The organism is Caballeronia sp. GAFFF2 (assembly GCF_023631485.1).
GTDB lineage: Bacteria > Pseudomonadota > Gammaproteobacteria > Burkholderiales > Burkholderiaceae > Caballeronia.
This window is the reverse complement of the sequence record NZ_JALQDA010000030.1, coordinates 288,233-311,117: the sequence shown is the minus strand read 5'-3', so window position 1 is coordinate 311,117 and position 22,885 is coordinate 288,233. Positions and strand designations below refer to the sequence as shown.

The window sequence follows — 22,885 nt, the reverse complement described above, 5'->3', positions numbered from 1 at the left end:
AATACGATCAAACAAGATTCGACGGTGTTGCGAGTGCTCTTGAGTCGTTTGACCAGCGATTCACCGAGTGCACCACCGCCCGTTAGCAACGGGACTGAGCACGGTCCAAAAAATCGAATATTCGTTTGATACCCGCTTCAGTCCGTTTGCACCGTTGGCCATGGTTCAAGGGAAACCAGAGAAAATGAAAACTGAATTGCGCCGCATCCTTGCCGAGTCCGCACGCCTCGACGTGTCGATCGACACTCTCTCCGACAGCGACGACCTGTACGCAGCCGGCCTCTCCTCGCTTGCAACCGTGCACGTCATGCTCGCGATCGAAGACGAGTTCGGCATCGAAATTCCGGATCAAATGCTTACGCGACGTCTGTTCTCGAGCGTCGATTCGCTCGCGGCCGCCGTCAAGGAGCTGCAAGGTTCGCAGGCGGACGCATGAACGCCGCCACGCAAGAACTCGAAGCAGCAGGACACGTTGAAGGCGACGGCGTGATCGCGCCGCGCAGCGAAAGCGAGCTGCTCGAAGCCGCGCGTCGCGTCTCGGCCATCGCCGGCAAGCATGCGGCAGCGGTCGACAAGGATGCACGCTTCCCCGCTGAAGCCGTGGCCGCAATGCGTACGGAGCGTCTCTTCTCTGCAATGGTGCCGGCAAGCTTCGGCGGCGACGGGCTCTCGCTCACGGGCGTGGCCCGCTTGTGCGAAACGCTCGCGCAAGGCTGCGCATCCGCCGCGATGATCTACGCCATGCATCAGAGTCAGGTCGTCTGCATCGTCGATCACGGCGCGAATGTGCCCTGGCAGCGCGCGTTTCTCACGCGCATGGTGAACGAGCAACTGCTGTTGGCATCGGCGACATCGGAAGAAAATATCGGCGGCAACATGCGCACGAGCGCATGTGCGGTCGATCTTGCCGATGACGTCTTCAACATCGAAAAGCTCGCGCCGACGATTTCGTATGGCACATATGCCGATTGCATTCTCGTAACCGCACGCCGTCATCCCGACGCGCCGCCGTCCGATCAGGTGCTGATCGTCGCGCCTCGTTCGACGTGCACGCTCGAATCGCGCGGTACGTGGGACACGCTCGGCATGCGCGGCACCTGCAGTCAGGGGCATCGTCTCACTGCAAGCGGCAAGGCCGAACAGATTCTGCCCTCGCCTTTCTCGAAGATCGCCGATGAAAGCATGCTGCCGGTTTCGCATACCTTGTGGTCCGCGGTGTGGATCGGTATTGCGTCGGATGCCGTGAATCGCGCGCATCAGTTCTTCCGTAATCAGGCGCGTGGCAAGCCGGGCGCATTGCCGCCTTCGGCCGCGCGTGTTTCGCAAGCCGTCACGCTCGTGCGCATGATGCAGGCGCGTCTGCGCGAGTCGCTCGCCTCGGTCGAGGCTGCGCAAGCGGAACGGCTCGCAAGACAGGCATTGCAGACCGACGACAGCGACGCACCGTTGACCGCGTCCATCGGCATTGCTTCCGATCTGAACATGCTGAAGCTCGCCATTTCGCAATCGGCCGTGCACGTCGTGCAAGAGACGCTGATGATCTGCGGCATGGCGGGTTACAAGAACGATACGCCCTTCAGCGTGGGGCGGCACTTGCGCGATCTGCACTCGGCGCCGCTCATGATCAGCAATGACCGCATCGAACTGAACACCGCGAATCTGCTGCTCGCGCAGCGTTCCGCAACCGGGACCCTATAACGATTATGAACATGCCGAACGAACAGGCCGCGCTCATGCAGGCCGAAGAACAAGCACATAACGAGACCAGTCAAGTGCCCTACGATAAATCGGATTTGACCTTGCGCGACCGGCTGATGGCCGCCGGCATTCTCATCGATACGGGCGAAGACGGCCTCTATGGCCGCAGCGCGGTGTTCGAGGATGTGGTGGACCGTCTCAACAACGCGATCACGTTGCTCGGCGCCGACCAACACGCGGAATCGTTGCGCTTTCCGCCGGCCATGCGCCGCCGCGACTTCGAAGACAGTGAGTACCTGAAGAGCTTCCCGAACCTTGCCGGCACGATTCACTCGTTCCAGGGCAATGATCGCGGCCATCATCGTCTGCTCGAAGCGCTCGACAAGATCGTGCATATCGGCGAAGAAGAAGAGCGTTCCGATGACTGGATGGATCAGCAAAAGCCGACGCGTCTCGTGCTCACGCCCGCGGCCTGTTATCCGATCTATCCGCTCGTTGCCAAGCGCGGCAACCTCGCCGAAGACGGCGCGATCTTCGATGCGTTCTCGTATTGCTTCCGTCACGAACCGTCCATCGATCCGGGCCGCATGCAGATGTTCCGCATGCGCGAATACATTCGCGTGGGCAGCCCCGAGCAAGTAATGGCATTCCGTCAGAAGTGGATCGAGCGTGGCTCGCTGCTCGTGAATCTGCTGCAACTGCCGTTCGAAATCGATCTGGCTAACGACCCGTTCTTCGGACGCGGCGGCAAGATCGTGGCCGACAGCCAGCGTGCGCAAGAACTCAAGTTCGAACTGCTCGTGCCGGTTGCAACGCCCGACCGTCCGACCGCATGTTTGTCGTTCAACTATCACATGGACCACTTCGGCGAGTTGTGGAACATCCGTCAGGGCAATGGCGAAGTGGCGCATACCGCATGCGTGGGCTTCGGCATGGAACGTACGACGCTTGCGCTCTTCCGTCATCACGGTCTCGACGTGAACGCGTGGCCTGCCGCAGTGCGTGAACTGCTGTGGGGCAATGCGGCGCCGCTCGTCGCCGATGGCCTCGGCACACTGGGCAAAGACGCATGAACGCACGCTCGCCCGAGCACGCCGTGACTGGCGCGTCCAACGAACAGTCTGCCGCTCAAGACGAAGCGAGCCGCCATGCGTTGCATCGCGGCGAGCGCGTCTGGCTGGAGACCAACTGTTACGTCGATCTGTGGATCGAGCTCTTGCACCACTACGGCTGCGATCCGCACGCCGCATTGAGCTTCACCGTGACGCAGGCGTTCGAAGGCGATCAGTTCACGTTCCCCAAGTTCTCGCTCGACGATATCTCGCGGCTTTACGGCTTGCAGGCCCAGGAGCTCGCGATTTTCGACACGCTCGAAGCTCACGTGCGCGAGCAGACCAAACGCGGTCACGTAGTGGTCGCCGAAGTGGATGCGTTCTATCTGCCCGACACGCGTGCAACCGCGTACAAGCAGTCGCATTCGAAGACGACCATTGCAGTCGACTCCATCGATGCAGCGGCAAAGCGCATCACGTACTTCCATAACGCGGGCTATTTCGCGTTATCGGGCGAGGACTATGACGGCGTGTTTCGCCTGATGCCAGACCTTGCAAGCGACGTGCATGCGCTCTTTCCGTACGTGGAGTTCGTCAAGCGCGCGCGTGCGCCGCTCGAAGGTCAGGCGCTGGTGCAACGTTCGGTCGATCTGCTCAAGCTGCGCTTGCTCGATCGTCCGACATCGAACCCCGTCTCGCAGTGGCGCGCGGAGTTTCCCGAGCATCTACGTGCATTGCTCGAACGGGATGTGTCTTACTACCATCTCTACACGTTCAACGTGATGCGCCAGCTCGGTTCGAACTTCGAGTTGCTGTCGAAGTATCTGGTGTGGCTCAATGCGCACGGCGTCGAAGTGCCTGACGCAATCCAGACGAGCGCGCAATCCATGGCGAACGAAGCGATGGTCATGCAGTTCCGCCTTGCGCGGGCGCGCATGCGTTCACGGCTCGACCCGTGTACCGACTGCCTCGATTCGCTCGAAGCATCTTACGAGAAGGTCATCGAACCGCTCGCCGCGCGTTTTCTTTGAAGCACCGGGGCCACGCTGCTCGCGTGGCCCGTGCTTCGTTCATCATGTTCATCTTCGCCCATAGAAGGAAGGAACATGCATTCCATGTCCGATATGTCCAACGCTTGCCTGCCGCAACGCCTCTCCGAAGGGTGGACGTGCACGAGCACGGCTGCGGGCGCTTGTGCGACGCCTGCATCGCTCGATGAAAGCGCGCATTGGATCGATGCGCCCGTGCCCGGCACGATTGCATCGGCGCAACGTGCAAACGGCGTTGGCGAAGATGCGCTCGCGCAGCCCTACGCGATGTCGGATCACTGGTATCGCGTGCGCTTGCAGGGTGAAGGCAAGCGGCGCGTGCGCTTCAATGGCCTCGCGACAATTGCCGAAGTGTGGCTCGATAACGACAAGCTGCTCGACTCCGATTCTATGTTCGTCGCGCACGATGTCGATCTGAATCTGCAAGGCGACGCGACGCTTTATCTGTGCTTTCGTTCCATTCAGCCTGCACTTGCCGCAAAACGCGGCCGTGCGCGCTGGCGTCCGAAGCTCGCGCAGCCAGCGACGCTGCGCAACGTACGCACGACCCTGCTTGGACATATGCCAGGATGGTGCCCGCCGATTCAGCCAGTCGGTCCGTGGCGCGCAGTGGAACTGATCGGCGAAGCGCGCAATGGCATCGAGCGTATCGAGCTTGCGCCTTCAATCGATCGTGCCGATGGTCTGCTCGACGTCACTGTACATTTCTATCATCCGCAAGAGCCGGAGGAAATGCATGTCGAATGTGGCGATGGCGAGGCCACGGCGCCGCTGCAATGGCGTGACGCGCATACGCTCGCGGGACAAGTGCGCGTGCCGCAAGCGCGGCTCTGGTGGCCGCATACGCATGGCGCGCCATCGCTCTACGCCGTGACCTTGACGAGCGAAACGCTTGGTCGTATCGCGCTTGGGCAAATCGGTTTTCGACATATCGAGGTGGATCGCGGTGCGGACAAGACGGGCTTTCAGATCATCGTCAACGGCATGCCGGTGTTCGCGCGCGGCGCATGCTGGACTTCCGCCGATATCGTCGCGCTCGACGCATCGCGCGACAAGCTCGCGGCCATCTTCACCCTGTGCCGCGATGCGGGGCTCAACATCATTCGCGTGAGCGGCATCACGCTTTATGAATCCGATACCTTTTACGAACTCGCGGACGAATTCGGCATTCTGATCTGGCAAGACTTTGCGTTTGCCAACTTCGACTATCCCTCGGACGAGGCATTCAACCGAAGCGTGCAACTCGAAGCAGAACAGTTTCTTGCGCGCACGCGGCGTTTTGCATCGCTTGCAGTGCTATGCGGCGGCAGCGAAGTGCATCAGCAAGCGGCCATGCTGGGTCTGCCATTCGATGCCTATCAACAAGGCCTTTTCACGCAACTGCTTCCGGAAGTCATCGCCAAGCATCGCGCCGATGTGGCGTATGTCGTGAACTCACCGAGCGCCGCGCCCGGCGACAGCGTCTCGATGCCCTTCGGCACGCGCGGCGGCATCACGCATTACTACGGCGTCGGCGCATATCAGCGCCCCTTCGACGACGCGCGTCGTGCGCAAGTACGTTTCGCTTCCGAATGCCTTGCGTTCGCGAATGTCCCCGACGATGTCACGCTGCGCTCTGTGCCCAATGCGGCGCGCGCGCATGAGCCACGCTGGAAGACAAGTGTGCCGCGCGATCCCGGTTCCGCATGGGACTTCGACGATGTGCGCGAGCACTATCTGCGCGAACTGTATCGCGTCGACGTGGCGCGTCTGCGTTATGAAGACCCCGAGCGCTATCTCGAACTGTCTCGCGCCGTCGTCGCCGATGTGATCGGCGCTGTGTTTTCCGAATGGCGTCGCGAAGAGTCGACCTGCGCGGGCGGTATCGTATGGAATCTGCTGGATCTGCGTCCGGGCGCGGGCTGGGGTGTGATCGATGCGCGTCACAAGCCCAAAAGCGCGCTGCATGGGCTTGCGCGCGTGCTTCAGCCTATTCAGGCGCTGATTACCGACGAAGGCCTCGACGGCCTCGATGTGCATCTCGTCAACGAGACGGCTCGCGAGATACGCGCACGCGTGGAACTGTCGTGCTTGCGCGATGGCGCGGTGAAGGTCGCAGGCGGCGCGAGCGATGTCGTGCTTTCGCCGCGCAGCGTGCAGCGCGTCAAATCGGCTTCGCTGCTGGGCGCGTTCTTCGACATCGCCTATGCATATCGCTTCGGTCCTCGCGCGCACGATGTCACGCATGTGCTTCTGCGCGATCAGGATACCGGCGCGGTATTGTCAGAAGCTTTCCATTTTCCCGATCCTTCCATTGGCGAGCGACGTGATGTCGGATTGAACGCGACCATCGGTCAGGATGACAAAGGCTGGTTTCTCGACATTGCAACGACACAGCTTGCACGATGGGTGCATGTGGTCGATCCGGACTATTACGCGAGCATCGACTGGTTCCATCTTGCGCCCGGCGTGCCGCGTCGCGTGCCGCTCGTCGCGCGAAGCGCACATGTTCGCGCGGCGCCTGAAGGCGATGTGTTCGCGGTCAATGGATCGAAAGGTGCGGTGTATCGCGGTTGAGCAGTCTCGCGATTATCGGGCTCGCAACGCATCTACGATACTCAGCCTCGCAGCACGTACGGCAGGCAGAAAGCCACCGACGAACCCCATGATCATCGAGAATAAAACCGTTTGAATAACGACCGATGGCGTGAGCACGAACCGGAACGACAGGTCCGCGAACGTTTGAAAATTGGTCGTGGAAAACGAAGCGAACTGCATGAGTGCCGCGCAGCCGAGGCCGACGAGTCCACCGGCGAGTCCCAAAAGCAGCGCTTCGAGCAGAAACGCAATCAACACATCGAAGCGCTTGAAACCTAACGCGCGAAGCGTTCCAATCTCCGCGACCCGGTTCGCGACCGAGGCATACATGGTGATCATCGCGCCGATCATCGCTGCTATCGAAAAGATTATCGAAAGCGTGATGCCGAGAATATTGATGAACGTGGATAGCGCCTTCGACTGATCGCCGTAGAACACTTGCTCGCGCTTGGCTTCATCGGCAAGACGAGGATCGACGTCGATATCCGCGCGAAAGCGGTCGAAGGCATCGCTGCGGGCAAGCCTCACGACCATCGACGAATAACTCGTGCGGCGAAACGACTGCATGAGTTGATCGACATCGCCCCATATCTCCGAATCGAAGCCGCTGCCGCCTGCATCGAAGTGGCCCACCACGGTCCAGTCGCGCTGAGCGAAGCGCAAATGATCGCCAATGCGCGTGCCCGCAAAGCCCTTGGCGATACTGCTGCCGACGATGATCTCCGATGACCCGTGACTGAACATGCGCCCCGCCGTAAGCCTCACTTGCGGCCGCAGTTCGACGCCAGTCGGCGATACGCCGCGTATCACGACATTCGCGGGCGTATTCGAACCGAGCTTATAGAGCGAGATGAGCACCACGGTCTCTTTGGATGCGAAGGGCTCACCCTCGCCATTCATCGCGACAGACGGATGTATCTCCATCACGTTCGCCTGACTGCGGTCGATCGAGCTTTGAATCTCCGTTTCCGCGCCTTTGCGAATGACCACGACGTTATCGCGTTCGCCCGTGGATACGAGCGTTTTCTTGAGTCCCGCATCGAGCATGAGCACGGTTGAGAACACGAAGACGACGAGCGCGAGACCGCCTGCGGTCAACATCGTCGTGAGACGGCGAGCCCATAGGTTGCGCGCGATGTATGAAACGGGAATGGCCATATGCTCGCCTTATCCGATCGCTCGCAAGCCTTCGACGATCCTCACGCGGCTCGCCTGCACCGCCGGTACGATCGCCGCCGCCAGCGCGATGACGAACGCGCAGGCAGCTTGCAGCATCATCGTTTCGTGCGAGACGCGAAAGACCGGAAACACGCCGCCTGTCGCATTCTTGAAGAAATCGGCGACCGGCGGTGTCGCGAGTATGCCGATTGCACCGCCCATCGTGCATATCGCCAGCGACTCGCCGAAGACGAGCACGCTAAGAAACGTGGGTCCGAATCCAAGCGCCTTGAGCGTGGCGTATTCGACGGTGCGTTCGCGTGCGCTCATGGCCATTGCATTGGCCATCACGGCCATGATGATGAGAATCACCACATAAGAGACGACACGTATGGCCGCAATGATCTGATTAGACATCGCGACGAAGCCCAGCTGAAACGCTTGCTCGGTTTCGGTAAGCGTCTCCGCAAGCGAGTTCTTGAAGACGTTATCGACATTGCGCGATACGGTGGCCGCCTGATCCGGATTTCCGATGCCCACGACATACACGCCGACCTGATCCACTTGACGCTTGGTGGTCTTGCGAATCGTCTCGTTGAGATATTCCCAGTGAAAGATGAGTTGCCGCGTGATGGTCGATTCGTCGCGCCCTTCCATGATGCCGCGCACCACGAAGTCCCACGTTCCTGGATAGATCGTCCCCTTGAGAGGAATGACGTCGCCCACTTTGAAGCCGTATTGCGTCGCAAGCTGTCGCCCGATGAGCACGCCCTTGCGATCGCGCTGGTAATCGGAGCGCGCTTGCGGCGTGACGATGTACTCGGGATAGAGATCCAGATAGTTGTCCGATACCGCGAACTGCGCGAAAAAATTCTTGGGGTCGCGATAGATGCCGCCGAACCAGTTCGAGCGTGCAACCAGCGTCACACCATCCACGCCGCGAATGCGATTCTCGTATGCAAGAGGCAGCGGAAACACCAGCGAGATCGCATTGCGAGTGACCAGGCGCGCGTTGGATGCCGCAGCCGCGCCCGCGTACCACGCATCCACGACCGTATGCAGCAGGCCGTATGCAAGCACCGCAATCGTGAGGCCCAGCACGGTCAGCGCCGTGCGGAGCTTGTGACGCGTGGCATTGCGCAGAATGAGCTTGAAGACGAACATGATTCAGCGCACCGCGCCGTCGATCAACTCGCCCTTCTCAAGATGCACCAGCGCCTTCGCGGCATTGGCGGCATGCGCGTCGTGCGTGACCATGATGATGGTCTTGCCAACGCGTTCATTCAGGCGTTGCAGCATCGTCAGGACTTCGGCCGCAGAAGTGCGGTCGAGATCGCCCGTGGGTTCATCGGCGACGATCAGCTTCGGGTCGGTAATCAAGGCGCGTGCAATCGCCACGCGCTGCTGCTGGCCGCCGGATAGCTCCGACGGATAGTGAGTCGTGCGCTCGCTCATGTTGACCATGTCCAGCACCATCGCGACACGTTCACGCCGTTCGGCGCGCGAGAGGCGCGTGAGCATCAGCGGCAATTCGACGTTCTCGAATGCGGTGAGCACCGGCATCAGGTTATAGAACTGGAAGATGAAGCCGACATGAGCCGCGCGCCAGTCGGCAAGCGCGGACTCCGGCAAACGCGTGATATCGAGCCCGCCGACAAGAAGCTCGCCGCTGTCCGGTCGGTCGATGCCCGCGATCAGATTGAGCAACGTGCTCTTGCCCGAGCCGGACGGTCCCATCAACGCGACGAAGTCCCCTTCGGCGATGGACAACGAGATGTCGGTCAGCACGGGCACCGTCTGCACGCCGCGCCGGTATGACTTTACGACGTGACTGATCTGGACCAGAGGTGCGGTGCTCACGTTACTTCTTCGCCAGCGTAACGCTGGTGCCGTCTTTGATCTTGTCGTTTGGCGCGAGTACCAGCGTATCGCCTGGCTTGACGCCTTGCACCGCGAGCAGGTCGCCGATATGTTCACCCGTTGTCACGGGCCTCTGAAGCGCCTTGTCGTTCTCGACGATGAACACGACCTGCTTGCCATCGCGCGTGACCACTGCTGCGGGCTGAACGGCCACCAGCGCCTTCTTCTGTTCGGGCGGTACGGGCTTCGAAAGGAACGCGACCTTCGCGCTCATGTCGGGCAGCACGCGTGGATCGTGTTCGACGAAGCGCACTTTCACGAGGACCGTGGCCTTCGAACGATCGACCGTTGGCACGATGCGCGATACACGTCCCGAGAAGCGAACATCAGGCAGCGCGTCGAGCTGCATTTCGCATGGTTGATCGACCATGATCTTGCCGATGTTCGACTCCGCGACATCCGCCTCGACTTCGAGCGTCTTCATGTCCGCAATCGTCACGACCGCACCCTTGCTGTCCGATGCCGACGAGAACGGCGTGATGTTATCGCCCACGGTCGCATGCTTTTCGAGCACGACGCCATCGAAAGGCGCACGAATGATGGTCTGGTCGACGGCTACGCGCGCCGCGAGCGCATTGGCTTGCGCCGACACGATCGTGGCTGCGTCGCTATTCACGGCTGCCTTGGCCTTGTCGAAGCGGGCGCGGTCGCTGTCGTGCTGAGACGCGGGAATCGCGCCTTGGGGAGCGAGGATATCGGAGCGCTTGAGACTGATCTCTGCGTCCCTCAACTCGGCGCGTTGCAACTCGAGGTTGGCTTGAGCGACTTTAACTTGCGCCTCGGCTTGTGCAAGCGAAGCGGACACATCATCGCGTTCGAGCCGCGCAATCACCTGGCCTTCCTTTACAGGCGTACCCTCGAGTACACCAAGCCATTCCACGCGGCCCTGTCCCTTCGATGCGACCGCCGCCTTGCGTTGCGGCACGACGTAGCCGGTCGCGTTGAGAAGCGTATAGCTTTGCGATGGATAAACCGACGTGACCGTAGCGGTCTCCACCGTTTGCGGCCCGGCAAAGCGCAAGCCGAGGCCCACGAGTACGAGAATGATCGCAGCGACGAGCACATAGCGAAGCCACGGACGCCTGCGTCGCGGGACGACGGCAGCGGGACTGCGGTCGATCTTGAGTTTGTCTAAATCGTGTTCAGCCAATTTATCTGGAGTCGCGCCGCGGGTGACCTTGGAGCCGCTTGGGGACGGCTGTCCGGTCGTGGGTCGTCATGCAATGGACAGGCAACCAGTATAGCGCCCGCAGGCCGCCCGCTTTCATTGCCTTTACTGGGTCGACGGAATTTTGCATGCGGTATGCCGACTACAAAATGCCATGCCTTTAACGCATAGTCGGAAATTCAAGTGCCGCGCGCATGCTTGAGATCGAGCGCAATGAGATCGACGAAAGCCCTTATGCGCGCGGACATCTGATGCCGTCCGGAGTACACGGCGTAGATGTCCGCATTGGGCGTCTCGTAATCGGGCAATACGGCGACGAGCCGGCCATCCGCCAGATAGTCTGCAATGTCCCATTCAGCTCGCATCAGAATGCCGTGTCCTTCGAGCGCCCATTTGACGGCGATTTCGCCATCGTTGGTCGTGAGATTGCCCTTGATGCGCACCGCCTCCGTCTTCTGCGCAGCACCCCGCCCGCTCGTCAGCCGCCAAACGCCGTACGCTTCGTCGCCCTGCCGGATGCCGATGCAGTTATGCCGCGTGAGATCGTGCGGCGTCGCAGGCAAACCGTGCGTGGCGATATAGCCCGGCGCCGCGCATAGCAGCCGACGATTCGACGCGAGACGCCGCGCGACTACACGCGTATCCGGTGGCTCGCCAAAGCGAATGCAAACGTCGAACGTGTCGTCGGTGAGCGGCGGCGGCGCGACCGACAACTGCAATTGCACCGACACTTGGCGGTGCCGCGCAACGAATCGAGAAATGGCGGGCGCCACATGACTGCGCCCGAAGCCGAGCGTCGCATTCACGCGAAGCAGGCCCTTTGGACTCTTCTTCGCGCTGCCAAGCAGCTCCGCAAGTTCGTCGATTTCGTCGAGAATGCGCCGCGCGCGCTCGAGATAAAGCTCGCCCTCGGGCGTGAGCATCATGCGGCGCGTCGTGCGATTGACGAGTGGCACGCCTGCCCGCGCCTCCATTTGTGTCAGGCGCTTGCTTACTGCCGCTGCCGTGAGGCCCAGTTCCCGCGCCGCTGCGCTCAGGCTGCCCGATGTCGCGAGCGTCGAGAAAAAGCTCAGATCGGCCGGCTGAACGGTCTCGGCCATGCGCCCTCACTTGTGAATCAAAGTTAAAGATGCTTTGAGTTTAGCACCGGTTTCTTATCCTTAAGTTGGGTAGAGTGATCTCACACACCCACATCGAGGAACGGAGACATGAAAACTTATCGCATCGCAACCATCCCCGGCGACGGCATCGGCAAGGAAGTCATCCCCGCTGGCCAGCAAGTGCTCGAAGCGCTTGCCAAGACGTCGCGTAATTTTGCATTCGAATTCGAGAGCTTCGACTGGGGCGCGGACTATTACCGTCAGCACGGTTCGATGATGCCCGCCGATGGCCTCGATGCCATCCGCGACAAGGACGCAATTCTCTTCGGTTCGGCAGGCGACCCCGGCGTGCCCGATCACATCACGCTGTGGGGCCTGCGCCTGAAGATCTGCCAGGGCTTCGATCAATACGCCAACGTGCGCCCGACGCGCATTCTTCCCGGCATCGACGGGCCGCTCAAGCGTTGCAAGCCCGAGGACCTCAACTGGGTGATCGTGCGCGAGAACTCCGAGGGCGAATATGCGGGTGTGGGTGGCCGCGTGCATCAGGGTCATCCGATCGAAGCGGCGACCGACGTCTCCATCCTCACGCGTGCCGGTGTCGAACGCATTATGCGTTTTGCATTCAAACTCGCGCAGTCGCGGCCGCGCAAACTGCTTACGGTCATCACCAAGAGCAATGCGCAGCGCCATGCCATGGTGATGTGGGACGAAATCGCGCTGCAGATTTCAAAGGAATTCCCGGACGTGAAGTGGGACAAGGAACTGGTCGATGCCGCCACCGCGCGCATGGTCAACCGTCCCGCCACGCTCGATACGATCGTCGCGACCAATCTGCATGCCGACATCCTGAGCGACCTGGCCGCCGCGCTCGCGGGCAGCCTCGGCATTGCGCCGACCGGCAACATCGACCCGGAACGCCGTTATCCGTCGATGTTCGAGCCGATCCACGGTTCCGCTTTCGACATCATGGGCAAGGGGCTTGCCAACCCGATCGGCACGTTCTGGTCGCTCGTCATGTTGCTCGAACATCTGGGCGAAACGGAAGCCGCCAAGCGTGTGATGGATGCCGTCGAAGCCGTGACAGCCGATGAATCGCTGCATACCGGCGATCTCGGCGGCAAGGCGACGACAGCGCAAGTGACGGCTGCCGTGTGCGCGTTTGTCGAACGCGTGGAAGCCGCAGCCGCCTGAATCCGCATTTTGTATGCGATGGACCCCGGCCGCGTGCCGGGGCGCTTGACCGCGATGCAACGCACATCGCGGCAACAGGACGCTCGCGCCTAACGCCTGAGTCTTTCCGCACCGTTCCTTAGAAGAGCACCGCTCGCCTCCCAAGGAGGAGACACATGCATACCCCATCCGAGTCCGGCGTGGAAGCCCGCGTCAATCGCAAGCTGGCATTGCGCATCATTCCGTTCGTGATGCTGCTTTACTTCATCAGCTTTCTCGACCGCGTCAACGTCGGTTTTGCCGCCATGACGATGAACAAGGCCATCGGCCTCTCGCCCACCGCCTTCGGACTGGGCGGCGGATTGTTTTTCATCGGCTACTTTCTGTTCGAAGTTCCGTCAAATCTAATTTTGCATAAAGTCGGCGCGCGCATCTGGATTGCACGCGTGATGGTCACGTGGGGCATCGTCTCCGTTGCATCCGCATTCGTGGCAGGTCCGACGAGCTTCTACGTCCTGCGCTTCCTGCTCGGCGTCGCGGAGGCCGGATTCTTCCCCGGCGTGATTCTTTATCTCAGCCTCTGGTTTCCGGCCAAGCAGCGCGCCGTGGCCGCCGCATGGTTCATGGCAGCCGCGCCGATCTCGACCGCCATCGGCTCGCCGTTGTCTGGCGCGATCATGCAGATGCCGCCGATCTTTGGGCTCGCAGACTGGCAGTTGCTCTACATCATCGAAGCGATTCCGGCTATCGTGCTCGGCTTCGTCGTCCTCAAATATCTGACCGACACGCCCGCCCAGGCACATTGGCTCGCGAGCGAAGAGCGCGAATGGCTCATTGCAAGGCTGAAAAGCGAAGCCGACGCGAAGCAAGCGAATGCGGGGCATACGGAAGGCGCTTTGAATGCATTACGCGATCCGCGTGTGCTGGCGCTAGCGCTCATTTATTTCGGCACGTCGGCGGGTCTTTATACGCTCGGATTGTGGGCGCCGCTCATCATCCGTCAGTACGGTTTCAGCGCGCTTGAGACGGGGCTCATCAACGGCATTCCGAGCGTGATCGCCGTCATCGCGATGATCCTGTGGGCCCGGCATTCGGACCGTACGCAGGAACGCACGTGGCACGTGGTCATTCCGTGTGCGCTGGCTTGCGTCGGCTTCTTCTTTGCAGGTCAGGCGACGACGGCGCTCTTTATCGTACTCGCGCTCATCGTAGTCAACGTGGGCATCAGCGCCGCCAAGGCTCCGCTCTGGGCCATGCCGAGCATGTTCCTTTCCGGTGCAGGCGCGGCGGCAGGCATTGCGATGATCAACTCCATCGGCAACCTGGGTGGCTTCGTGGGACCGTTCGCCATCGGCTGGCTAAAGAATACAACCGGTAGCTATGCCGCGGGCCTGTACGTCGTGGGCGCGACGCTCGCCATGTCGGCGGTCATCACGCTGATGTTGAGCCGCAAGGCGAAGAGCGAACGGGAGCATGCGGCGGCCGCGCGAATGTGAAGCTGAGCGGCTTTTATTTTAAGATAGCCGCTTCATCAGACTCAGCGCGTGCGCCAGAGGAAGCGAAGTGCTTTTATCGAAGAGAAAGAGTAAGACGGCTATCGGCGCGGCTGGCATGCTGCTGAGTGTATCCATTATTTTGCATGCACCTTGCGCGTGGAGTGCTTCGGCCGATGCAGGCGTTGCGAGCGGCGCGGGCATTTTGTCGGCGGACGCACTCCCTGCCGACTTCACCGGCGACGATCCTCAACACGTCAGAGACGCGCTTAGCGGCAAGCCGTCGCCCAGCCAGCCGCCTTCCATTACTAGCCGCCTGCGCGGCTTTCTGGACCGTCCGCTGCAACGCTTGCGCAAGTCCACGCAATCCGCATCCGCGACGCAGACAGCGGCGCAAGCACAGGCAAATGCGCAAGCCGATCCCACTTTTGCATTCGTTATTCCAGCGTCTTACGGCGTCCGATACCAGACGAAAAAGAAGCTGCTTAGTGTGAACGTCTCCCTTGCCGCGCCCACGCAACCGGACGCCATCCTGCTCAAGGAGACGGTGAAGGGCCAGAGCGGTCGCAAACTGGTCGTGGCGCCCGAGGCCAAGGCTAAAGGCTTCGTCCAGACTTTCGACGTGATACAGCTTGGCGTTGAAGGCCGCGCAAGAACGAACGTGCGCGGCGGTGCAATCCTGGCCGATTTCGATAAGACGCACGGCGACGGCGACTTTGCGATTCTGCTGATCTGCACGCTAGAGCCGCCGTATTTGATCGACCGCGTCGAACATAACGACCCCACGGATGAAGAGCCGACCGACATCACGCGTAGGACATCCACGCTGCATGGTCGCGTCGATGCCGTCTGGCTCATCGATCGCAAGACGGGAACCATCGTCACCAAGCGGCTCAATCTCGTGAAATAACGCTCAAGCGTCGAACGTCGCGTTCGAATCCAATGGAAAAACCGGCCGCTTGAGATTGCTGAACGAGAAGAGCTCATAGTCCGAGCTCGTGACGCCCCGGCTGTCGCACTCCACCAGACCACCGGCAACCGGCACGAACACCGGCCGGCAATACATGCGCGACTTGAGGATAAGAAAGCGCGCACCGCGCGGATCGATACCGACGCTCTCGAATACACCGAGATCCCAAGGCTCATGCGTGCGTTCGGTGACAAGAATGCGCGCGGCCGGTGTCTCGATGACGGCGGCGCGGCCCATATAAGCGCGCTGGCCGGTATAAGTCGGACCGCTGATGATGTACTCGCCATTCGTCAGGGCACGCACCACGCCTGTCACCTCGAGCGGAGGCTTGCCGCGCGATGCGACGCTCGGGAGCTTGTTGCCTATGCCGACTGTGACCGTCGCGCCGATGCCAGCATCGAATAAGGTTGCCACTGCTTGCGGGTCGCATAGCGGGCCGACGACGATGCCATCGAGCCCTTGTACAAGGGCTTCTTCGAATGCGTCGGTGGTGTCGCACGTGCCGCCCGACATGCAATTGTCGCCGTGATCGAGCAGCAAGACGGGCTTGTCGGCTTCTTGCGCCAGCTTCACGCCTTCCGCGATAGATGCTGCAAGCGGTGCGCTGCGATAAACGAAGGCCTCGCGTTCATTCCAGATCTGCTGCGCGATCTGGTTCGCGACTTTTTGCGCTTTGTCGATGTCGCCATTTGTAACCACGACTACGCTAATGCAAGGCGACGCGATATCCGCGAGAGAAAAGCCCGACAGCACCGAGACTGCGAGCACTCCTTCCTCTCCCTCCGCTGCGCGTGCCGCTTCGATGGCGCGCTTCATCGCACCGCTTGCCGTCGCGCTTCTCAACGTATGCGTGAGGAGCGGCGGTTGCGCCCACGCGATGACCGGGGTCACCTTTTCATCGATGAGATTGAAAAGCAGGCGGGCCGCGTGCTCGCCGCTTTCATACATATCCACGTGCGGATAGGTCTTGAAGCTCACGATCACATTTGCATTGTCGATGATCTTCTGCGTGACGTTCGCGTGCAGATCGAGCGAGACCGCAATGGGCGCGTGCGGCACCGCCTTGCGTACACGTTCGAGCAAATCGCCTTCGCCGTCCGGCGAATTTTCCGCAACCATGGCGCCGTGCAGGTCGAGCATCACTGCGTCGCATCCTTGCGCGGCTTGGACGATAGATGCGCATATCGCGTCGTAAGCTGCTGCGGCGACCGGGCCGCTAGGATTCGCCGATGCGGAGATAGGCGTGACGATCTCCGCCTTTACGCGTTCGGCGGCGTCGATGAAAGCAGACATCGCGGTGCGCATACCCGCGTTTTCCTGATATGCGGCTTCGTTATAGCAAGGGCCGTCGCGCCCGAATGCTTCGAGCGGTGTCGCCACAGGCGAGAAAGTATTGGTCTCGTGATTCATCCGGGCGATCAGAATTTTCATGCTTGCGCTCCTTCTTGAACCGGTGCATTTGCGGCACGCAGCATGACTTGAAGCAGCACGTTACAGCCTGCTTCGAGATGATCGGCCTGCGCATCCTCTATTTCATTGTGGCTGATGCCATCCTTGCACGGCACGAAGATCATTGCAGCGGGAGCGACGCGCGCAAGGTACACCGCATCGTGACCCGCGCCGCTTATCGCATCCATCGACGTATAAGCTAGTGCATTGGCGCTGTCACGCACCGAATCGACCAGCGATGCATCGAACGGTTGCGGTGCAAAGTAGACCACTTCGTCTACCGCTACAGGCAACGACGACTTGGCGCACATGTCACGCAGGGCGGCATCCATCTCATCGAGCGTGGCGTCGTCGGCAGCGCGGAAGTCGACGGTTAGCTTCACACGGCCCGGGATCACATTGCGCGAATTCGGATGTACGTCCACCCAACCGACCGTACCGCGTCCATGCGGAGCATGCGAGATCGCAATGCGATTGACCTCGCGGATAAGATCGGCTGCCACGAGCAACGCGTCACGGCGCAGTTCCATCGGCGTGGGTCCTGCATGCGCCTCCATCCCCTCAATGGTCACGTCGTACCATCGTTGACCGAGCGCTCCCTGCACCACGCCGATCACTTTGTCATTCGCTTCGAGCACTGGCCCTTGCTCGATATGCGCTTCGAAATAAGCACCGACGCGATGCGCCGCGACGTGTTCACCCTCATAACCGATCGACGCGAGCGCATCGCGCACGGAGATGCCTTCGCGATCCTTTTGCATCAGCGCATAATCGAGCGTGAACGCGCCAGCAAAGACGCCTGAGCCCATCATGACTGGAACGAAGCGCGACCCTTCCTCATTGGTCCAGACCGCGACTTCGAGCGGCGCGACAGTGCGTACATCGTTGTCGTTCAGGGTGCGCAGGACTTCGAGGCCGGCGAGTACGCCATAGTTGCCATCGAACTTTCCGCCTGTCGGTTGTGTGTCGATATGACTGCCGGTCATAACGGGAGGCCGGTCGTCACGCAAGCCCGCACGACGCGCGAAGATGTTGCCGATTGCATCGATGCGCACCGTACATCCAACTCCCTTCGCCCAAGCGACGAAGAGATCGCGCCCTTTCTTGTCGAGTTCGGTTAGCGCCAGACGACACACGCCACCTTTATGCGTCGCGCCGATGCGCGCGAGTTCCATCAGGCTGTTCCAAAGTCGCGCGCCGTCGACGCGCAAGCCAGCATGCGCTGGCAGATCGAGCACTTGCATCGGAATTCCTTCGATAGTTGCAGATGAAAATTTTTAGCCTTCGATGCACTCAAACGACGCCGACACCTAGATAGCGGTCTTTAACGGAGTCGTCGGCAATGAAGACGTCGTTGCTGGCTTCGTACACGATACGGCCTTGCTCGATGATGTAATGTCGATCCGCAAGCTGAGTACAGACCTCGAGATTCTGTTCGACCAGCAGGATTGCCACGCCCGCTTCCCGAATCAGCTTGAGTTGCGTCACGATTTCTTCGACGATCACGGGGGCAAGGCCTTCGACGGGTTCATCGAGCATCAGAAGCCGCGGATGATTCATGAGCGCACGGCCGATCGCCAGCATCTGCTGCTCACCACCCGACAGTTGACCACCGCCATTCGTGCGGCGTTCCTTCAGACGAGGAAAGATGCGATAGATGTCCGTCAACTGCCAAGGCGATTGCTTACGGGCGCCAAGACGAAGATTCTCTTCCACTGAAAGCAGCTTGAAGATACCGCGATGCTCCGGAACAAAACATATCCCGCGCGCGGCAATCTTGTGCGGCTGCATTTTCGCTACTTCAATGCCTTTGAATTTCACACTGCCCTGTTGCGGGGTTACGACGCCGGCAATACTCTTTAACGTCGTCGACTTTCCCGCGCCATTGCGGCCAAGCAAAGTGACAGTCTCGCCGTCCCGAACGCTAAGCGTCACGCCTTGCAAGACGTGACTTTTCCCATAGTATCCGTGGATATTCTGTGCTTCGAGCATCAGGCACGGCCTCCGGTAATCATGTTGCCGAGATATGCGGTACGCACGCGCTCGTCGCCGCGAATATCGCCAGGCTTGCCTTCGACCAGTACCCGCCCCTGCTGCATGACCGTGATCGTGTCGGAGATATCCATCACGATATCCATGTTGTGCTCGATGAGAACGACGGTATAGTCGTCGCGCAAACTGCGGATCAGTTGCTTCATGTCGTCGAGATCGTCGATTCCCATCCCGGAAGTCGGCTCATCGAGAAAAATTGCCTTGGGACGAGCCGCGAGCGCCATGCCTACTTCAAGTCGCCGCTGCTGACCATGCGAAAGCGCGCTTGCGAACGTCGACGCGAAACGTTGCAAAGAAAGGCGTTCAAGCACGGCATCCACCGTCTCGCGATGCTCAAGCGCACCACGCGGCGGCGTCCACGCATTGAGCGCGCGCTTTGCGTCCACGCCTTGCGCCGCGAGGCGAAGATTCTCGCGCACGGTCAGATTGGCGAAGAGACTCGTTACCTGGAACGATCGCGCGATGCCACGCTTCACGCGCCGATGATCGGGCTCATGTGTGACATCGTGTCCGTCGAAAACGATATTGCCTGCGGTGATGGGCACGGTGCCCGTGAGCACGTGGAATAGCGTTGTCTTGCCCGCGCCATTCGGACCGATGACCGAATGGACCGTATGGCTCGCTATACGCAAGTTCACCTCGGTCAAGGCGGCGAATTTCCCATAGCGCTTGACGACATTCCTTGCTTCGAGAAGGGCCGTGCTCATGTTGCCTCTCCCCGATTGCGCCTGACGGCGCGCCAGACGCGTTCGCCAAGGCCCCACAAGCCACGCTGCATGAAAAGACTTACAGCGATCAACACGAGCCCAAGCAGGAGCAGCCAGCGCGGCCAAAGCGTGCTCAACCAATCAGCGAACAGCACATAGAAGGCCGCACCGAGGACCGATGAAAACAGATTTCCCGTACCGCCGATCACCGTCATCACGAGAATCATCTCGCTCGTGTGATAGTCGATGTTAGACAGCGGCGCGATACCGGTCATCATGGCGTGCAGCGCGCCCGCCAAACCCGTGACCGCACCGGAGATGACAAAGGCCGCGAGCTTGAAGCGCCTGACGTCGTACCCAACCGCGGCCGCTCGGGCTTCATTGTCGCGAATAGCCAGCAATGTGCGACCGAATATCGAATGCGAGACACGCATCATCAGCCAGAATGCGAGCAAGAAAAGCACCGCCACGAACGCGTAATACTGCCAGGGTGAGGTTATCGAAAAGAGCGTCTTGCCGAAGATGGACAAAGCGGGACGGGGGATATCGAGAAGACCGTTGTCACCGCCAGTTAGATCGGGCGTCGTGTAGGCGAGAAAGTAAAACATCTGGCCGAATGCGAGCGTCAACATCACGAAATAGGCACCGCGCTGACGGATGGAAAACCATCCGACGATGGCTGCGGCAACCGCTCCGGCAAGCACCGCCCCTAATAAGGCGACGGGAGCCTGTAGACCGAATTTCGTCAGGATGAGACCCGCGCTATAGCTGCCTAGTCCAAAGAAAATGCCTTGTCCAAAAGAGAGCAACCCTGTGTGTCCCAGGAGCAGATTGCACCCCAAGGCCGCAAGCGCGTAGACAAGTACTTCGGTCGCAAGCGAACCCGAACGTATCGTCATGGGTAATATGCAAACGACCAATAAGGCAAGCAGCAAGAAGCGATAGCGATGAAGCGCTTGCCGGGGCGACGAGCTTTGCGGCGCGTCGACGTCCAGCGCGTTCGAATCCTGTTTGGAAATCAAACTGCCCTCCCGAGCAATCCGTTCGGACGCAGCAATAGGACAGCGGCCATCGCGACATAGATCATGAGCCGCGCGCCTTCGGGCCATAACGTGCTCATCACGCTCTGAACAATACCGACCAACAAGCCGCCAACAAGCGCGCCAAGGAAATTACCCATGCCGCCCACCACGACAACCACGAAGGCCACGCCCAAAGCTTCGATACCCATGAATGGATCGACGCCGCGTATGGGTGCGGCAAGGACGCCTGCAAGCGCTGCCGTGCCCGCGCCGAGCGCGAACACGAGACTGAAGACCCGCGTCACATTGATACCGAGCAAGGACACCATCTCACTGGATTCACTGCCCGCGCGAACGGCGCTACCGAGCCGCGTGCCTTCGAGTACCCACCAGAGAATGGCCGCGAGCACAGCCGTGAATCCGATCACGAAAAGGCGGTATTTCGGATAGACGAAGCTGCCCCAGATCACGACGCCATTCAGCACATCCGGCACCGCTACGTTGTCGCCGAGCGGTCCCCATAGGATGATTGCGCACTCCTGCAGCACGAGTGCGAGGCCCACTGTCGCGAGAATATGAAACTCGTGCTGCTGCGCATAGACGTGCCGCAATACGATCTTTTCTACTATCCACGCAAGCACGCCTACTACAACCGGCACGACGATGAGCGCCATCCAGAAGCTCATTGACCACTGCATCGCCTGATAGCAAAAATACGCACCAAGAAGGTAGAACGCGCCGTGCGCGAAATTCACGAAGCGCAGGAGCCCGAATACGATCGACAAGCCGACCGCGAGCAGAAAATACAGCATCCCCACGCCGATGCCGTTCACGACCTGCAACAGATAAACGTTCATGGCCTTGGCTCAAAAGAGAAACGGCGCGAACGCGCTTCAAGCGCATTCGCTTCCAGCTTGTGCCTAAGCATTGTCAAGCCATCTTGCATTGCGTCTTGTCGAGCGGAAGGAACGATTGTCCTGAACTGACGATATCGGCGTAGTCGTCCTTGTCTTTCATCTTGCTCTTGGGCTTACCCTTGAGCAAATAATAATTCTTGAGCACCTGATGGTCGCCTGCGCGGATTTCCTCAGGGCCCGTCAGACCTGAATACTTCATTCCTTCCAGCGTCGCGATGACTTTCTTGGGGTCTGCCGTACCTGCCTTGACGATGCCGTCCAGCAAAATCTTGGTACAGATATACGATCCCGCAAGACTGTAGTTCGGGTTCGCCTTGAAGGCCGAATTGGCGCGCTTGACGAGATCCTGATTGAGCGGGGAATCAATTGCGTGCCAGTACTGCGCGCCGAAATACACCCCTTCGCAGATGTCCGGACCCAGCGCTTCGAACTGCTCCAGACCGGACGCCCAGGCCATGAGAATCGTGCAGTTGTTCTTCATGCCGAAGCTCACGGCTTGTCGCAACGTATCCGACGACTGTGAGCCAAAGTTCAGAATAAGCAGGACGTCCGGCTTGGCCGCGACAGCGTTGGTCAGATATCCGCTGAATTCTTTTTCGTTTAGCGAGTGATAGCTGTTGCCCACATGCTCGATGCCCTTTTCCTTGAAGATGGCTTTAGCAGCGGATAAAAGACCATCGCCAAAGACGTATTGCGGCGTGATGGTGTACCAACGCTTGGCCTTGGGGAACGTCTGAATGAGCGGTCGAACCGTCTGCTCTATCGCGCCGAAGGTCGGCACCGACCACCGAAACGTCGCGCTATTGCAGTCTTTCCCCGTGAGCTCGTCGGCGCCCGCCGTAGTAATGAAAATGCCGCCGGCCTTCTCCACTTCCTTACCCATTGCAAGCGCTTCGGACGAAAGAATGCCGCCTGCAAAATAGCGCGCATTTTTCTGTTGGGCTATTTCCTGAACGCGACGCACCGCGGTCGCGGGCTTGCCTTCAGTATCGAGCGTGGTATACGCGAGCGGCTGACCGAGCACCTTGCCATACTGTTCGATCGCGAGCTTCATGCCGAGATCGGCGTATTTGCCGTTTGCCGCAAAGGGTCCGGACATCGGCACCGGGCAGGCAAACTGAATCGGCGAACCTTGAGCGAGCGCGCTGCGCGACACGAGCGCCTCTAACGATCCGGGAACGGCCGACAGCGCGGCCAGCTTCAACATATTTCGGCGATTCAAAATTGACGCTCCTTGAGAAGAAGACCTGCGCGGCCACCTTGCGTTTTTTTCGTGGTACGTTCATGCGTCGGTTTAGCTTCATCCTATTTATCATGATAAATAGGATGAATCCGATGCTAGGTACAATAAATTCGGGTGTCAATAAGGCAATATTCCGG

General features: G+C 60.0%; 20 protein-coding genes. 8 read left to right on the top strand and 12 right to left on the bottom strand.

Features of this window, described 5'->3' with window-relative positions; genetic code table 11:
* Positions 1 to 184 precede the first annotated feature (184 nt).
* The 5 genes from NCT04_RS23595 to NCT04_RS23575 all read left to right on the top strand — a co-directional run bounded on the left by NCT04_RS23595 (position 185) and on the right by NCT04_RS23575 (position 6,355).
* On the top strand, positions 185 to 436 hold the full coding sequence (locus NCT04_RS23595) for an acyl carrier protein (protein WP_244831941.1): 252 nt from the start codon (positions 185 to 187) through the stop codon (positions 434 to 436).
* Positions 433 to 1,698, top strand: coding sequence for an acyl-CoA dehydrogenase family protein (locus NCT04_RS23590; RefSeq protein WP_250467949.1), 1,266 nt, complete (start codon positions 433 to 435; stop codon positions 1,696 to 1,698). Before NCT04_RS23595 ends, NCT04_RS23590 begins: the two co-directional genes overlap by 4 nt.
* A 5-nt stretch (positions 1,699 to 1,703) precedes the next feature.
* Positions 1,704 to 2,771 (top strand): amino acid--[acyl-carrier-protein] ligase, encoded by a 1,068-nt coding sequence (locus tag NCT04_RS23585; RefSeq protein WP_370652278.1) that lies wholly within the window; start codon positions 1,704 to 1,706, stop codon positions 2,769 to 2,771.
* Complete coding sequence (locus NCT04_RS23580) at positions 2,768 to 3,781, top strand: DUF1839 family protein (protein WP_250467948.1); 1,014 nt, start codon at positions 2,768 to 2,770, stop codon at positions 3,779 to 3,781. The genes NCT04_RS23585 and NCT04_RS23580 overlap by 4 nt, the downstream gene beginning before the upstream one ends.
* Before the next feature lie 75 nt (positions 3,782 to 3,856).
* Entirely contained in the window at positions 3,857 to 6,355 is a 2,499-nt protein-coding gene (locus NCT04_RS23575; RefSeq protein ID WP_250467947.1) for a glycosyl hydrolase 2 galactose-binding domain-containing protein, read from the top strand.
* 12 nt (positions 6,356 to 6,367) lie between these two features.
* Here the strand turns inward: NCT04_RS23575 and NCT04_RS23570 are convergent, their stop codons facing one another.
* From NCT04_RS23570 to NCT04_RS23550, 5 genes are all read right to left on the bottom strand, one after another.
* Positions 6,368 to 7,534, bottom strand: coding sequence for an ABC transporter permease (locus tag NCT04_RS23570; protein WP_250467946.1), 1,167 nt, complete (start codon positions 7,532 to 7,534; stop codon positions 6,368 to 6,370).
* 9 nt (positions 7,535 to 7,543) lie between these two features.
* Positions 7,544 to 8,698: an ABC transporter permease gene (locus NCT04_RS23565; protein ID WP_244831276.1), complete on the bottom strand. Its 1,155-nt coding sequence runs from the start codon at positions 8,696 to 8,698 to the stop codon at positions 7,544 to 7,546.
* Between the two features lie 3 nt (positions 8,699 to 8,701).
* Positions 8,702 to 9,394 (bottom strand): ABC transporter ATP-binding protein, encoded by a 693-nt coding sequence (locus NCT04_RS23560; RefSeq protein ID WP_244831275.1) that lies wholly within the window; start codon positions 9,392 to 9,394, stop codon positions 8,702 to 8,704.
* 1 nt (position 9,395) lies between these two features.
* Entirely contained in the window at positions 9,396 to 10,604 is a 1,209-nt protein-coding gene (locus NCT04_RS23555) for an efflux RND transporter periplasmic adaptor subunit (RefSeq protein ID WP_250467945.1), read from the bottom strand.
* Between the two features lie 197 nt (positions 10,605 to 10,801).
* Positions 10,802 to 11,722, bottom strand: a complete 921-nt coding sequence (locus NCT04_RS23550; RefSeq protein ID WP_250467944.1) for a LysR family transcriptional regulator — start codon at positions 11,720 to 11,722, stop codon at positions 10,802 to 10,804.
* A 108-nt stretch (positions 11,723 to 11,830) separates the two neighbouring features.
* Between NCT04_RS23550 and NCT04_RS23545 the strand changes: the two genes are divergently transcribed.
* From NCT04_RS23545 to NCT04_RS23535, 3 genes are all read left to right on the top strand, one after another.
* Positions 11,831 to 12,916 (top strand): tartrate dehydrogenase, encoded by a 1,086-nt coding sequence (locus tag NCT04_RS23545; RefSeq protein ID WP_244831272.1) that lies wholly within the window; start codon positions 11,831 to 11,833, stop codon positions 12,914 to 12,916.
* Between the two features lie 155 nt (positions 12,917 to 13,071).
* Positions 13,072 to 14,391 (top strand): MFS transporter, encoded by a 1,320-nt coding sequence (locus NCT04_RS23540; RefSeq protein ID WP_250467943.1) that lies wholly within the window; start codon positions 13,072 to 13,074, stop codon positions 14,389 to 14,391.
* Positions 14,392 to 14,458: 67 nt separating this feature from the next.
* The gene (locus NCT04_RS23535; protein ID WP_250467942.1) at positions 14,459 to 15,298 is read left to right on the top strand and encodes a hypothetical protein; all 840 of its coding nucleotides are present in this window, start codon (positions 14,459 to 14,461) and stop codon (positions 15,296 to 15,298) included.
* A gap of 3 nt (positions 15,299 to 15,301) precedes the next feature.
* Here the strand turns inward: NCT04_RS23535 and NCT04_RS23530 are convergent, their stop codons facing one another.
* From NCT04_RS23530 to NCT04_RS23500, 7 genes are all read right to left on the bottom strand, one after another.
* Entirely contained in the window at positions 15,302 to 16,789 is a 1,488-nt protein-coding gene (locus NCT04_RS23530; protein WP_250467941.1) for a M81 family metallopeptidase, read from the bottom strand.
* A complete protein-coding gene (locus NCT04_RS23525; protein WP_250467940.1) occupies positions 16,786 to 18,051 on the bottom strand; it encodes a Zn-dependent hydrolase in 1,266 nt (421 codons plus the stop codon). The genes NCT04_RS23530 and NCT04_RS23525 overlap by 4 nt, the downstream gene beginning before the upstream one ends.
* 49 nt (positions 18,052 to 18,100) lie before the next feature.
* A complete protein-coding gene (locus NCT04_RS23520) occupies positions 18,101 to 18,799 on the bottom strand; it encodes an ABC transporter ATP-binding protein (RefSeq protein WP_502800700.1) in 699 nt (232 codons plus the stop codon).
* On the bottom strand, positions 18,799 to 19,566 hold the full coding sequence (locus NCT04_RS23515; protein ID WP_250467939.1) for an ABC transporter ATP-binding protein: 768 nt from the start codon (positions 19,564 to 19,566) through the stop codon (positions 18,799 to 18,801). The genes NCT04_RS23520 and NCT04_RS23515 overlap by 1 nt, the downstream gene beginning before the upstream one ends.
* Complete coding sequence (locus NCT04_RS23510; RefSeq protein WP_502800699.1) at positions 19,563 to 20,675, bottom strand: branched-chain amino acid ABC transporter permease; 1,113 nt, start codon at positions 20,673 to 20,675, stop codon at positions 19,563 to 19,565. The genes NCT04_RS23515 and NCT04_RS23510 overlap by 4 nt, the downstream gene beginning before the upstream one ends.
* Positions 20,585 to 21,445: a branched-chain amino acid ABC transporter permease gene (locus tag NCT04_RS23505; protein WP_244831266.1), complete on the bottom strand. Its 861-nt coding sequence runs from the start codon at positions 21,443 to 21,445 to the stop codon at positions 20,585 to 20,587. The genes NCT04_RS23510 and NCT04_RS23505 overlap by 91 nt, the downstream gene beginning before the upstream one ends.
* 73 nt (positions 21,446 to 21,518) lie before the next feature.
* Positions 21,519 to 22,727, bottom strand: coding sequence for an ABC transporter substrate-binding protein (locus NCT04_RS23500; protein WP_250467938.1), 1,209 nt, complete (start codon positions 22,725 to 22,727; stop codon positions 21,519 to 21,521).
* Positions 22,728 to 22,885 lie beyond the last annotated feature (158 nt).

What these genes read in the sequence shown, in the direction of transcription:
- NCT04_RS23595 (WP_244831941.1), top strand. Translation starts at nt 185, where the DNA reads ATGAAAACTGAATTGCGCCGCATCCTTGCCGAGTCCGCACGCCTCGAC.
- NCT04_RS23590 (WP_250467949.1), top strand. Translation starts at nt 433, where the DNA reads ATGAACGCCGCCACGCAAGAACTCGAAGCAGCAGGACACGTTGAAGGC.
- NCT04_RS23585 (WP_370652278.1), top strand. Translation starts at nt 1,704, where the DNA reads ATGAACATGCCGAACGAACAGGCCGCGCTCATGCAGGCCGAAGAACAA.
- NCT04_RS23580 (WP_250467948.1), top strand. Translation starts at nt 2,768, where the DNA reads ATGAACGCACGCTCGCCCGAGCACGCCGTGACTGGCGCGTCCAACGAA.
- NCT04_RS23575 (WP_250467947.1), top strand. Translation starts at nt 3,857, where the DNA reads ATGCATTCCATGTCCGATATGTCCAACGCTTGCCTGCCGCAACGCCTC.
- NCT04_RS23570 (WP_250467946.1), bottom strand. Translation starts at nt 7,534, where the DNA reads ATGGCCATTCCCGTTTCATACATCGCGCGCAACCTATGGGCTCGCCGT.
- NCT04_RS23565 (WP_244831276.1), bottom strand. Translation starts at nt 8,698, where the DNA reads ATGTTCGTCTTCAAGCTCATTCTGCGCAATGCCACGCGTCACAAGCTC.
- NCT04_RS23550 (WP_250467944.1), bottom strand. Translation starts at nt 11,722, where the DNA reads ATGGCCGAGACCGTTCAGCCGGCCGATCTGAGCTTTTTCTCGACGCTC.
- NCT04_RS23545 (WP_244831272.1), top strand. Translation starts at nt 11,831, where the DNA reads ATGAAAACTTATCGCATCGCAACCATCCCCGGCGACGGCATCGGCAAG.
- NCT04_RS23540 (WP_250467943.1), top strand. Translation starts at nt 13,072, where the DNA reads ATGCATACCCCATCCGAGTCCGGCGTGGAAGCCCGCGTCAATCGCAAG.
- NCT04_RS23530 (WP_250467941.1), bottom strand. Translation starts at nt 16,789, where the DNA reads ATGAAAATTCTGATCGCCCGGATGAATCACGAGACCAATACTTTCTCG.
- NCT04_RS23525 (WP_250467940.1), bottom strand. Translation starts at nt 18,051, where the DNA reads ATGCAAGTGCTCGATCTGCCAGCGCATGCTGGCTTGCGCGTCGACGGC.
- NCT04_RS23520 (WP_502800700.1), bottom strand. Translation starts at nt 18,799, where the DNA reads ATGCTCGAAGCACAGAATATCCACGGATACTATGGGAAAAGTCACGTC.
- NCT04_RS23515 (WP_250467939.1), bottom strand. Translation starts at nt 19,566, where the DNA reads ATGAGCACGGCCCTTCTCGAAGCAAGGAATGTCGTCAAGCGCTATGGG.
- NCT04_RS23510 (WP_502800699.1), bottom strand. Translation starts at nt 20,675, where the DNA reads ATGGCCCGAAGGCGCGCGGCTCATGATCTATGTCGCGATGGCCGCTGT.
- NCT04_RS23505 (WP_244831266.1), bottom strand. Translation starts at nt 21,445, where the DNA reads ATGAACGTTTATCTGTTGCAGGTCGTGAACGGCATCGGCGTGGGGATG.